Below are 12,930 nucleotides of genomic sequence, written 5' to 3'. Positions count from 1 at the left end.
TGCGCGCGGCGGCCGGATCGATCAATGCAATCGATCCGGCCAGCTCCGCCATTCCGTCCAGTCCGGTTATCGCAGCCGCTTCGCCGCTGCCAGCGTTGCGGTGGCGCTTATCGTGCGCCGCGCCCGTTTTCGCCATGCCGCTCATCGCGCTTACGCGAGCCGCGCGGCGCGGCCCGCGCCTACCCCGCGCCATGCGCGCGGCCAAGCGAGCGGCCGGCACGCTGTGCGTCGCCGCGGCCGCGATCGTCGCGCCGCACGGCCCGTCGCTCGCACAAACGCGCGGCGGCACGCTGAACTTCATCGTGACGCCCGAACCCACCACGCTCGTCGATTTCGCGACCACCGCGGTCAACGTGCTGAAAGTGAGCCCGAAAGTCATCGAAGGGCTGCTCGACTACGGCTTCGACCTGAAGCCGAAGCCGTCGCTCGCGACGTCGTGGGAAGTGAGCGACGGCGCGCGCCGCTACGTGTTCCACCTGCGGCGCGGCGTCAAATGGCACGACGGCCAGCCGCTGACGGCCGCGGACGTCGCCTATTCGCTCGCCACGCTGCGCCGCTACCACCCGCGCGCGAAAACCACATTCGCGAACCTGGCAAGCGTGGCGACGCCCGATCCGTACACCGTCGTGCTGACGCTGTCGAAGCCTGCGCCGTATCTGATCAACGCGTTTTCCGCGACCGAAACGCCGATCCTGCCGAAACACGTGTACGACGGCCGCGATCCGCTGACTCATCCTGCCAACAACGCGCCCATCGGCACCGGTCCGTTCCGCTTCGTCAAATGGGTGCGCGGCAACTATATCGAGTACGCACGCAACGACGATTACTGGGACAGAGGCAAGCCGTGGCTCGACCGCCTGTTCGTCAAGATCATCGACGATCCGGCCGCACGCGTGGCCGCGCTCGAAAGCGGCTCGGCCGATCTCGCCGGCGACACGCCCGTTCCGCTGTCCGAACTCGCGCGGCTAAAGGCGAATCCGAAGCTCGCGCTCGATACGCGCGGCTACGAATTCCAAGCGGGCGTCGCGCGCATCGAGTTCAATCTCGATCATCCGGTGCTGCGCAATTTGAAGGTACGGCAGGCGATCGCTTCGGCGCTCGATCGCGAAGTGATCCGCAAGGTGATCTATTACGGCTACGCGACGCCGATCGTCAGCCCGATCATTCCGGGCAACCGCTATTACGATCCGGCGCCGAATCCGTATCCGTTCGACCTGGCCCGCGCGAACGCGCTGCTCGACGAGGCCGGCTATCCGCGCAAGGCCGACGGCACGCGCTTCGCGCTCGTCGCCGATGCGCTGCCGATCGGCGACATTCCGGCGCGCACCGCCGCCTACGTGAAATCGGCGCTCGCGCGCGCCGGCATCGCGGTGACGGTGCGCACGCAGGATCTGCCCGCGTACCTGAAGCGCGTCTACACCGATCGCGATTTCGATTTCAGCATCAACGGCATGAGCAATCTGTTCGATCCGCTCGTCGGTGTCGCGCGTCTATATACGACGGACGGTTTCCGGCCCGGCGTGCCGTTCACGAACGGCTCGCACTACCGCAACCCCGAAGTCGACCGCCTGTTCGCGCAGGCCGCCGAGCAAACCGACGAACGCGAACGCAAGGCGACGTTCGCCCGCATTCAACGCATCGTCGAGCGCGATCTGCCCGATATCAATCTCGTCGCGCCGCAGTATGTGACCGTGTCGTCGCGCGCGGTTCATGGCCACACGGTGTCGCCGGACGGCGTCGGCGCGAGCTTCGCCGAGCTGTGGCTGCAGCGATGAACGCCGCGCCCCAGGCGGGGCGGCTTGGCGGCGGTGTTGTTGCCGTTGCCGTTGCCGTTGCCGTTGCCGTTGCCGTTGCCGCTGCCGCTGCCGCTGCGGTTGCGGTTGCGGCTGCCGCGGCCGCGGCGATCGCAATCGCCCCTGGCGTCGCCGTTACCCCAGCCGTTGCGGTCACCCTTGCGATTGCCGCCACGGCCCGGCACGCCGCCACCGCGACGCCGCCGGCTTTTCCACTGCGCGCACCGTGCCCGCGCACAACACCTCTTCGTTCGACAAGGAAGCCACGATGAGTTCGACCCCGCCTCTGCCGAATCCCGCGGCCGATCCCGCACCGCTCGCGCGTGCGCGACAGCTCGCCGCTCAATTCGCCGAAGCCGCGGCCCATCACGACGCGACGGGCGAGCCGCCCGCCGCGCAATTCGATGCGCTGCAGGCAGCCGGTCTGCTGCGCCTGACCGTCGATCGCGAATACGGCGGCGATGGCGCGGGCCTCGCCGCCGCGCGCGCAGTGATCGGCGCGATCGCATACGGCGATCCGTCGGTCGCGCTGATTCTGTCTATGCATTATTGCCAGCACGCGGCGATCACGCAGTCTGCGCAGTCCGGCAACGGCGATTGGCCCATCGCGCTCGCGCGCCGTCTCGCACGCCAATCGGGCGATGGCCGCGCGCTCGTCAACGCCGCCCAGGTCGAGCCGGAACTCGGTTCGCCGTCGCACGGCGGTTTGCCGGATACCGTCGCGCGCCGCAACGGCGATACGTGGCGGTTGTCCGGACGCAAGCTTTACGTGACGGGCGGGCCGCTGCTGTCGTGGATCAGCGTGCTCGCGCGAACCGATGAGCCCGAGCCGCGTCTCGGGCATTTTCTGGTACCGCGCGATGCGGGCGGCGTGCGAATCGTCGAAACCTGGGACCCGATCGGCATGCGCGCAAGCGTGAGCCACGACGTGATTCTTGCCGACGTAGCGGTTCCGCTCGACGACGTCGTCGGCTTGCGGCCCGCGCGGCTCGGCCTGCAACGCGATCCGCACGCCACCGCGTGGTACTTCAGCCTGGTGAGCACGGTGTACGACGGTGTCGCGCGCGCCGCGCGCGATTGGCTCATCGGTTTTCTCAACGAGCGCCGCCCGAGCGCGCTCGGCGGCGCGCCGCTCGCGAGCCTGCCGAGCGTGCAGGAACACGTCGGGCGCATCGAGACGCTGCTCGCCGTCAACGCATGGCTGCTCGACAGCCATGCGCGGCACTTCGACGCCGGCGACGCGCCATCGTCGCTCGCCGCCGTCGTCAAGCAAACCGCGATCGACAATGCGACGCGCGCCGTCGATCTCGCGCTCGAATTGGCGGGCAATCACGGTCTCGCGCGGCGCAATCCGCTCGAACGGCATCACCGCAACGTGCTGTGCGGCGGCATTCATGCGCCGTCGAATGCGTTGCTGCGCAGTCAGGCCGGGCGTGCGGCGTTGAGTGCGTTTGGCGGGTGATGCACGGGGCCGGCCTCGCCACCTGCGTTGATTGCCCGTCCTTCCTTCGGCACCGACATACAACCTACCGTTCGCCGCCGCAAACGATCGCACCGATTGAGCGCGGCGAATCCGCCCGTAGCCATCGCCAATCCCTTCTGATCTCCGCGTTCCCTCGGTCAAATACAACTTCACGGCCAAGTCCGTTTTTGCCCTGACGGATATCTGAACTCGATTGAGCCGTGTTTCTGTTTGTCCATTCAAAATCCCCACATCCCTCCTCGATTGATGCCAAATACTCCATTCACAATTCAGGCATCGTGAAAATGACGTTCGCCAGACTTACATGACCTTTTTCAATTTTTCGTACCACGTGCGCCGGATTTCGCGTATTGAATGAAGTTTCAACGATAGCGACATAAATTGACCATGCGGATTGGCACGTCGAACACCGGGGTTTCTTTTTTTGAATTCGATTTCACACATTACTTCAAAAGAAGCCTATATTTTTTGAGGAACTCAGTATGTCGCCCAAAACAAATCCCACCAGCCATGCAAATAATACGGCAAACACCGCCAATCAATCGAACCACCAGAACAATCGAAATCTCAACGCCGTTAAAAATGGATCGAACCAGGCAACACAGGGTTTGAAGAATGAAATGACAAACAATCTGAAGCGAAGTACTTCAGCACCGGTCACCGGCAAGCCGGGCAGCTTTGCCAGTGGCGCCCCTAGTACGGCCACTTTCAATCAAATTACAAAAAACAAAAACATTTCGTCAACGGCGTTGAATCGTCAAATAAAATCCTCCACGGAAATTTCAAGTCAGCCAAACCCATCGACCCCCCAAAACGCCGGCGGAGTCAGCCCAAACAAAAATTCGAATATTTCCTCCACTAAAGTGATATCCGTTACGCCACAACAGGCCATTTCGACAGCCGACGAAGAATTGAATAAATATTCGATAACCGCCCCCACACCTCGAACCGCGATCGAGCAGCGCGCTCAGACACGGGCGAATCTGGGAGACAATCAACCAGCCATCCGGAACGGGGCAAGCCGAGACATCGGGCTCTATCTACAGACCGGAATGCAAGGTCTAAAATACGATCCGCTTCCCGTGCAGCAGGCGGACGGCTCGACGTCACCTGTAACACGGGGACAATATCAAAATCAGCATATCGAGCCGATTCAGGGCAATTCAAATCAGTACATGCTTGACACGAAAGCCCCACCTTCTTCAAATAACGCCTATCAAAGTGCGCAAACATTGGCCAGTCCCAATACGGCCATCGAGTCGAGAAGAAATATCTCGATAAAGGATGGCTATGGCGACCCTTCAAAATGGACTGACTCCGACTATGCCAAATATTGGCTTGACAATGCAAGCACATGGAATCCGGGGAAAATACTTGCAAACTTAATAAGCGGACATGGTGCGATCGATCCCATGAGTAAAATTGGCAAGGCAAATAAAGCTTATGATGATGACTTCACTAAAGAAAAAACTAAAATGGTCGATTCGATGATGAGTCTATTTCGGGATTCAGCCCAGCAACTTCCCACCGACGGCTTGCTAAAAAACATTCTCGACGGCAAGGCCAGCGACGGTGAAAAACAATTGCCCATGCAGGTGGCCTGGGTTATCGACCCACAAAGCGGCACGCCGGTCGGCCTGGACATGACAGTTGGGCATAATTATGTACCGGACGGCGCCACGGAAATATTCAAAAAACATCTCAAAGATGGAAAACTTGATTCCAGCGATCGAAATTATCTTGCAAATATTCAATATTCGGGCGCTCACTATCAACTTTCCCTATCAAACGGAGCCATTCGCCGAATAAGCAAGCCCGGACCAGACCCCTCCTTCTTTTCCAATCCTGCCACCGGTGCCCCCGAAAGCCAATTTTTTCTCAGCGGAACTCCCAATGGCGATACCAAAGGCAATTCACCCGTATACCAGCAAGTCTCGGCAGGCGATTTGAAATCCTACGTCCGCCAGTCCTTGGACGCCAACGTGGAGCAATACCGGGAACCTTACAGGGAAATGACGCCCAAGGAATTCTGGACAAAGATGACTTCCGACGTGGTTAAGAATTCGGTTCCGTTCACCTCTGCCATTGACTACGCTACGCAAGGAAAATGGAAAGAGGCCGCCGTTAACTTCTTCGAGGATGCATTAGGCATGGTTACCATGGGGCCGGAAGAAGCGCCTATCATCAATTCCCTGAAAGGAATATTCAAGATAGGCGAAAACACGGTAGATGATGATATTTCAATTGGCCAAAAAGCCAGGGATACTCTGAATTACGTGCTGAGCGAATCGAATCCCTTGCCATCTCCGTTTACGATTAACAACACGAGGGCATCGGTTCAGATCATGAGAGATTTGGCGGATGCGTATGTCAATAAAAAAGACCCGCTGAGTTACTCTCTTGTCGCGGCAGCATTCAAAAATGCCAAGTTCGACTCAGCGGCAGACACCGCATTGCGAAATCTTGGAAAGTTTTATCATTATTATGAAACCTATTCCAAAGATCAACCTTCGCAAATGCCGATGGCCCGCGGCCCCAATGGTCAATTGCAAAATTTCCAACCCTACGGTGGATATTACAGAAACCTTGATGTCACTCAAACGAAATCACCCTTGGCGCCAGGGCAAGGCTGATCCGCTTCGGGGATCTCCTCAGGATTTCCCCAATGGGTATTCGATAACGATGACCGAGTCAATCAGGATGCCGTTGATTCCAATACAGATGCATTGCAGAAGACACGTCACCATTTAATATTCAATTGAATTTTCCATGCAACATGCGACATGAAATCGAAACCACGGCCCAGAATCGCATAAAAAACTGGCAATCGCTCGTTGCAGGCAGCGATTCATTCTACAGAGAAAATCGAACAACCCAAGTTTCATTTAAAATATTTTTCTCTAATTTAAATGCAATTCCAAATCTCGAAAAAAATTCCATAACCTCCGCCCGTGGTTATATCCGACGGAGATTGGCCGGACTCGCCAGCCGAGGTCCGCAACTCCGCCGGAGAAACGCTCACGATCAATCAAGAGCAATTGGCTTACGAAGAGAGAAGGCTAAGCGTGGCGTTTTGTTCCGGCAGCGCCGCCTGCGACTATCGAATCAAAACACGCGCCCTTCATTCAAATGCGTCGTCACGCCATTCAATTCGTAATCACCCACCACGCGCGCCTTGTGCAGCAGCGGGTTGTGGCTGAAGATCGTCCGCAGATTGCGCCAGTGGCGATCGAAGTTGTGCACGCGCGACGTCGCCGACGCGCCGCCCGCCTCGAACATCCGCTCGGCCGCGTATAACGCCAGCTTGCCGACGACGAGTTGCGTGCGCGCGGTTGCCAGTGCGCTATCGAGCACGAGCGCATCGGCATCGGCGGCGTTCGCACGGATCGCGTCCGACGAGCGGTCGAGCGCGCGGGCATTGTCACGCACCAACGCATCGATCGCATGGCTGTGCGCGGACAGCTCGCCGATCACCTGCTGAATGAAATGATCTTCGCGCGCCGACGGCGCCGGACTGTGCAGCACCGGCCGGCCGTGCTCGGTCACATAGCGGCGCGCATCGGCGACGACGTTGCGCACGATACCCGCGGCCGTCGCCACGAGATGCAGTTGCCGCAACGCGCCGGTATGCCGGCCGATCAGCGTCGAGCCGTCACGCTCGACGAACTCGTCGGCGCGAACCAGCACCTCGTCGAGCAGCAGGCTGCCGCTTGCGGTCATCCGCTGCCCCATTCCGTCCCAGTCGTCGAGCAGTTGCACGCCTTCCCGATCGACTGGAATCACGATCGCGACGTCAGTGCCTTGCTCGTCCTGGACGTTGATACGCGCATAGTCGGAAAATGCCGTGCCGGTCGCGTAGTATTTCTTGCCCGTGGCACGAAAATGCTCGCCGTCGCGCCGCAACCGAGCGGTGTTTTCGCCCGGCCTGGCCGTGCCGCGCTCGGTCGAGGCGCCGCCGAAAATCGCGCCCGCGAGCACGCGCCGAGTCTGCACATCGTTGAATGGCGTGCGCGGCGACAGGCGCAGCGTTTCGGTCACGTCGTAATGAATGCGCAGTGCGTGCGCGAGATTCGAATCTTCGGCGGCAAGCGCCGTAATCACCTGAAACAGATCTTCGAGCGATCCGCCGAGCCCGCCCCATTCCGCCGGAATGCGCAATTGCCCCAGCTCGGAGCGGCGAAACAGTGCGAAGCCGTCATACGGCAGTTCCCTTCTCGCTTCGCGCGCCGCCGCATCCGCACCGATCGCTTTCGCAAGCGTGGGCAATGCGTCGAGCGCCGCCTGCAGCCGGTTGTCCGCAACGGCGACGTGAGGGGCATTCATGCGTGGAATCCTTGTCGTTGAATGCGGCGCGCTTGCGTAGGAACCGCAAGCGCGCCAATGATGGGACCGATAGTATAGAAACGCACGCGTCGCGCTCGAACCATGATTTTCAGCTTTCGTTATGCGATGCAAGAGATTGGCGGCGGTCAATCGACAGGCATGCCGAGCGGCGGTGATTGGCGCCTGGCGGGCCGCCGCGCCGGCGCATCCGCGTCAACCAAATAGCGTGCGCCGCCGTTGCCGCCGCGTGTTGCGATTCGCCGAACCGTCCGCTCATCGTGCCGTCGCATTGTCCGTACCGGCCGACCCACGTGGGCGATCACGCAGCCACTCGAGCAAGCGCATGCCGTCGCGGGCGCCGAACCAGCGCGCATGCCCAAGCAGATAGCCATCGTAAGCGGCCTCGGCAGCCGTTTGCGGCGAATTCAGAATGCCGTCGTAATACGCAACCTCGGACAACGCGAATTCGACATGCACGATCGGCAGCAACGCGACGAGCGCCGCATATTCGTCGTCCGTGAGCGGCGCGAGCGATTCGTATCCGTCGAGCAGCGCATCGATCTGCGCGCGCTCCACACAGCGGGCATCGTCCGGAGCGAGCCAGTCGATCGTATTGCGTTCGATCGCGAGCGCGATGTCGTACACCGCGCAGGTCCGGTCCGACAATCCGAAGTCGAGCACCGTGCGCACCTGCGCACCGGGCGCGCCATCGGTCCAGAGCAGATTCGACGCATGCCAGTCGCCATGCGTCCACAACGAGCGCAACGCCGGCAATAGCGGCACGAGGCGGGCATGGAACGGCCCGATCGTTCGCGCGATATCGCTGCGCCAATCGTATGCGGCGAGCGCGCGAACCAGCGTCGGCTGCGCGGCCACCCACTGATCGAGCGCGCCCATCAGATCCGCCGAAGCCAGTGCCCGGAAGCTCGACAACAGCGGCCGGATGGGGCGCGCGGGTGCGGCGTAGTCCGACGCCGCCCGATGCAGCCGGGCCAGCGCGCGACCGGCCTCATACGCATGCGACGGATGCGCGAAAGGCTTCCATGACATCACGCCGCGATAGACGTCGATGCCCGGCGCGGCCGCATGCACTTCGTAGGTCCAGTCGCCCACGGTGATCGCGCTCGCGCCGTCGCGCGCCAGCAGCACGTCGACAACCGGTACGCCCCGGCTGCGCAGATGCGCGATGAATCGATGCTCCTCTTCAAGCCCCGCGACGTCGCGGATGCTCACGTGATGGCGTTTGACGAACCACTCGCCGCCGTGGGCCGTCGTTGCCAGCACGGCCGCCGAGAACGGCCGCGGGCTGTGCCACGACAGCGCCGCAAGCGGCCCGAGCTTGGGATAGTTCGCGAGCACGGCCGACACCTCGTCGTGCGTGATCAACGGCCAGTCACGCTCGGCCTGCTCGCCATACACGCCGAATTGCGGCGGCGTGACGTCATGAGCGGCCGCATCGCCGGTGTTGCGCGAACGATGCCCGGCGCGCGTGGATGGAATCGACATGAACTGATTTCCTCGATAATCCGGCTGAGCGTCACGAATGGCGGGCGCAATGCGAATGCGCGCGCGAACCGGCGTCGGCATGGCGCGCAAGCGCGCGACGCCAGTCACGCCAGCCGATCACGGCAAGGACCACGAACAGCGCATACAGGCCCGCCGTCGGATAAAGCGCTTTGAACACGAACATCCCGACGTAGACAATGTCGACGGCGATCCACAACACCCACGACGCGATATAGCGGCGCGCGGTCCAATATTGCGCGACCAGACTGAACGCAGTCAGCGACGCATCGACGAACGGCAGCGCAGCGTCGGTCCAGTGCGCCATCGCGGCGCCGAGCGCAACGCTGCCGACGATCGCCGCGAGCATGCCGGGCGCCAGTTTCGCGATTCCGACGTCGGCGGCAGGTGCAACGTCGCCGTGCCCCGCGGCACTGCCATCGCCAGCGCCCTCACTGCCGCGCTGTGCCAGCCAGCGGCGCCAGCCATAGATCTGCAGCGCCGCAAACGCGCCCTGCAGCAGCATGTCGGAATACAGCTTCGCATCAAAGAAAATCCACCCGTACAGCGCGACCGACACGAGCCCGACTGGCCAGCACCACATCTGCCGCTGCGCGGTGAGCCAGATCGCGAGCGCACTGACCGCAACGCCGACGATTTCAACTATCGACATGACCTATCGATCTCCGGTTTCGGAAGAGTGCCGGCGCATCGCCGGCCGCCCGCGCCCGGCACATATGCACGAGTCGCCGCGCGAACGCTTTGCTCAGGATAACGTAGCACCCCGTGCGATGCGAGCCATTGCACACAGGAGCGCGACAGCACTGCCGTGCAAGGTGCGGCAGCACACCGCCGCACGCCGGGCCTCGCACGGCGATTTCGACGCCGGGCTTGGCGGCATCGGCCCTCGCCGCGTCGCGTGCGGCATACAAACCCGCCGCGTTGGTCCACCAACAAATGTGCTCGCGTACCGGCATCACACGGCTCATGTGTGAAGTTTCGATAAGCAGCGCCATCAGAAATCATACGTGACCGAAACGCGTGCGGTGCGCGGCGCACCGAGAAACAGATACGCGTCGCCCTGTTGTTCTCCCGCGTCCTGCCAGTAGGTCTTGTTGAACAGGTTATCGATCGACAGACGCACTACTGCCCGGTGAGCGCCGAGCTTCGTCGTGTAGCGCGCGCCGACATTGAACACGAACCACGACGGCACGCGCGCCGTTCCCGTTTCGTTCGCATTGCGGCTCGCGCTGTAGTTCACGCCGCCGAGCAAATCGAGCCCCGCGACGCCGGGCATCGCGTAAGCGGCGTAGAGCGACGCGCGCAGCGCCGGTACGTTGATCACCTGATGGGCTTCATAAGCGGGCGTGCCCGAACCATGCGCGCGCGCGCGAATTGCCGCCATGCTCGCGGTGACCGACAGCCGCTGCGTCACCCGCCCGGCCGCGCCCAGTTCGATACCTTGATGACGCTCGGTGCCACGCTGTACGAACGTATAACCGGCGTCCGACGCATCGGGCTGCGCATACTCGAACGGCTTGTCGATCGAGAACACCGCCGCCGTCAAACTCAACCGGTTCAACCAATCGTATTTCGCGCCAAGCTCGTACTGATGCGACTCGACAGGAGGCAAAAACGCATACGCGTTGCTCGCGCGCACGGGCGCCTGCTCGCCGAGCGACAACGCTTCGCTATACGACGCATAGAGCGACAACGCCCGGACCGGCTTATAGACGAGCGCCACCTGAGGCAAGAACTTGGTGCGATCGGTGCGCGACGCCGCGCCGTCGATGCTCGTCCAACTCTTCTGACGCAACCATACTTGCTTGCCGCCGGCGAGCACTTGCCAACGATCGTTGAATGAAATCCGGTCGATGCCGAATGCCGTGTACTGCCATGCGTCGAGTTGCGGATAAGACTGCCCCGCGAGATTCGGCGACGGCGAAAAGGTCTGGTCCGGCCCATAAACGTTCTCGGAGCCGACATAGTCGTACACCGCCTCGGCCAGATGCACCACGCGCCGCTGCACCCCCATGCCGAACGTCAGCTCGTGCCGGATCGCGCCGCTCGAAAACTTCCCCGTCACGACGGCGCGTGCGTCATCGTTGCGACGGTACTCGCCGGGGCTGCGGAAGTCATAGACGTCGTAATCACCGTTCGCGCCGAAGAAAAACGGCGAGGTGCCGCCCGCGCCGCAAGTCGGCACATACGCACAGCCATACGCAAACGCGACGTTGTCGTCAATCATCGTGCGGCTGCGGCCAACCGCAACATATGCGCGCCACGCATCGTCGAACCGGTAGTCGAAGCGGCCGTTCAGATTCAGCGCATCGGTCGTCAGCGGCTTCGCCCATGGCTGTGCGCCGAGCAGCTTCGAGCGCGACGCGACGCCCGGCACGATCGCGCCGCCGAGCAATTGATAGCCCGACACCGAGCGCTGAATCCACTGCTGAAACTCGGCATTGAGCTGCAGGCTCGCGCGCGGGCTGATGTCCCAATCGGCCGCGATCGACGCGAAGCTACGCCGCCCGTTCGCGCCGTCGACATACGAGTGCATATTCTCCTTCGCCGCATTGATCCGGATGCCGAACTGATTGTCGACACCGAAGCGCCTGCCCAAATCGAGCGCGGCCGACGCCGATCCGCGGTTATCGAATCCTGCTGTCACGCTCGCGACGTTCGCCGAGCGCTTGGTGACGAAGTTGACGACGCCGCCGGGCGCGATCACGCCACTGTCGATACCGGCCAGCCCCTTCAGGATCTCGACGCTCTCCTTGTTTTCGAGCGGCACGTTCTGCTCGCCGGAGATCGTCAGCCCATCGATCCGGTAGGCGCTGGCCGGATCGATCGCGAAACCGCGAATCGAAAAACCCTCGTAATAACCGATCGGTGCGTAATCATGGTTTACCGATGCGTCGTTTTTGACGACATCGCTCAATCGCTTCGCCTGCTGGTCGTCGAGCTGCGCGCGCGTGACGACGCTGACGGAGGCGGGTGTATCGCGCAACAACGCATCATCGTAGCCCGCGACCGATGCCCGCCGCGCTCGCCACGCATTGTCACGCTCGCCGTTCACGACGACCGTCGGCAATACCTGACTGCGCGCATTCGCGTCGGCTTGCGACGCGGCAACGCCCCCCTCTGCCTGCGCCATCGCCGGTGCGGCGATCAGCATCGCGCCGAGTCCACCTCCGAGCCGCGCATACCGCCGCCAACTCCGCCTACGCCGTAACGACCACGACTTTCCACTCTTCATCTTGATCCGGAATATACAAATCCATTCATTCGAGATGCAAACTATCCCGCCATCGGTTCGAAAGCGCGCTGCCCAGTTGCCTGGCGGCATACGCGACATCGGTCCGGCGAGACACGCCGAGATTCGGCCCACGACATCGCCGGCGGCAGGCGATCACCGTCAGCCTCGCTCTTGCGCCCCCCAAAATCGTTCGCGCGGCTCGACAATGCGTCGCACGCACCGCGCCTGCCGCGACCGACGCTGACGAACCAGATCGAGCAAGATCGCGCGGCTCGACAAGACCGCTGCCCGCTCCTGTCCCCCGAACCCACGAGCCGAACCGGAGATCACTGCGGCCCGCCTTTCCCGGTCGGGACCGCCGCGCCGGGCGCCGCAAAGCCAGCCGGCGCACGATCGGCTCGAACCGCCCCGTTGGCGCGATCGTCCCGCGCGTAGTCCCGCGCCTCCGAGCCCGCTTTCGGTACGGAAACGCCGCTGCGCGCGGCCTATCGTGGCCGAGCCAATGCAACGTCGATTGGAAGGTAGCTTACAGGTGGGATTCGTCAGATTGCCGGCGCAGGCGGGATTATCGC

Annotated in this window: 7 protein-coding genes; 3 read left to right on the top strand and 4 right to left on the bottom strand. The window is 62.1% G+C overall.

Features of this window, described 5'->3' with window-relative positions; translation table 11 throughout:
- The first annotated feature begins 191 nt into the window (after positions 1–191).
- The 3 genes from AQ611_RS19250 (at position 192) to AQ611_RS25745 (ending at position 5,909) form a co-directional block, all read left to right on the top strand.
- Positions 192–1,775, top strand: coding sequence for an ABC transporter substrate-binding protein (locus tag AQ611_RS19250; protein ID WP_069236403.1), 1,584 nt, complete (start codon positions 192–194; stop codon positions 1,773–1,775).
- 286 nt (positions 1,776–2,061) lie between these two features.
- Positions 2,062–3,255 carry an acyl-CoA dehydrogenase family protein gene (locus AQ611_RS19240; protein WP_069236402.1) on the top strand — a complete coding sequence of 398 codons (1,194 nt, stop codon included), beginning with the start codon at positions 2,062–2,064 and terminating at the stop codon, positions 3,253–3,255.
- A gap of 503 nt (positions 3,256–3,758) precedes the next feature.
- On the top strand, positions 3,759–5,909 hold the full coding sequence (locus AQ611_RS25745) for a hypothetical protein (protein WP_146011723.1): 2,151 nt from the start codon (positions 3,759–3,761) through the stop codon (positions 5,907–5,909).
- 472 nt (positions 5,910–6,381) lie between these two features.
- Here AQ611_RS25745 and AQ611_RS19230 read toward each other — a convergent pair whose 3' ends face one another.
- From AQ611_RS19230 to AQ611_RS19215, 4 genes are all read right to left on the bottom strand, one after another.
- Positions 6,382–7,599: an acyl-CoA dehydrogenase family protein gene (locus tag AQ611_RS19230; RefSeq protein ID WP_069235701.1), complete on the bottom strand. Its 1,218-nt coding sequence runs from the start codon at positions 7,597–7,599 to the stop codon at positions 6,382–6,384.
- 273 nt (positions 7,600–7,872) lie between these two features.
- Positions 7,873–9,105, bottom strand: coding sequence for a phosphotransferase enzyme family protein (locus AQ611_RS19225; protein ID WP_069235700.1), 1,233 nt, complete (start codon positions 9,103–9,105; stop codon positions 7,873–7,875).
- A gap of 31 nt (positions 9,106–9,136) precedes the next feature.
- Positions 9,137–9,775 carry a nicotinamide riboside transporter PnuC gene (pnuC, locus tag AQ611_RS19220; protein WP_059514600.1) on the bottom strand — a complete coding sequence of 213 codons (639 nt, stop codon included), beginning with the start codon at positions 9,773–9,775 and terminating at the stop codon, positions 9,137–9,139.
- 342 nt (positions 9,776–10,117) lie between these two features.
- The gene (locus tag AQ611_RS19215) at positions 10,118–12,277 is read right to left on the bottom strand and encodes a TonB-dependent siderophore receptor (protein ID WP_308410707.1); all 2,160 of its coding nucleotides are present in this window, start codon (positions 12,275–12,277) and stop codon (positions 10,118–10,120) included.
- Positions 12,278–12,930: the final 653 nt, after the last annotated feature.

The organism is Burkholderia singularis (assembly GCF_001718875.1).
GTDB classification, from domain to species: Bacteria; Pseudomonadota; Gammaproteobacteria; order Burkholderiales; family Burkholderiaceae; genus Burkholderia; species Burkholderia singularis.
The sequence above is the reverse complement of the archived record's forward strand: the minus strand, read 5'-3'. Positions and strand labels throughout refer to the sequence as shown.

Bases quoted from the DNA above. Each gene is read 5' to 3' on its own strand.
- pnuC (WP_059514600.1), bottom strand. From the start codon at position 9,775: ATGTCGATAGTTGAAATCGTCGGCGTTGCGGTCAGTGCGCTCGCGATC.
- AQ611_RS19225 (WP_069235700.1), bottom strand. From the start codon at position 9,105: ATGTCGATTCCATCCACGCGCGCCGGGCATCGTTCGCGCAACACCGGC.
- AQ611_RS25745 (WP_146011723.1), top strand. From the start codon at position 3,759: ATGTCGCCCAAAACAAATCCCACCAGCCATGCAAATAATACGGCAAAC.
- AQ611_RS19215 (WP_308410707.1), bottom strand. From the start codon at position 12,277: ATGCTGATCGCCGCACCGGCGATGGCGCAGGCAGAGGGGGGCGTTGCC.
- AQ611_RS19250 (WP_069236403.1), top strand. From the start codon at position 192: ATGCGCGCGGCCAAGCGAGCGGCCGGCACGCTGTGCGTCGCCGCGGCC.
- AQ611_RS19240 (WP_069236402.1), top strand. From the start codon at position 2,062: ATGAGTTCGACCCCGCCTCTGCCGAATCCCGCGGCCGATCCCGCACCG.
- AQ611_RS19230 (WP_069235701.1), bottom strand. From the start codon at position 7,599: ATGAATGCCCCTCACGTCGCCGTTGCGGACAACCGGCTGCAGGCGGCG.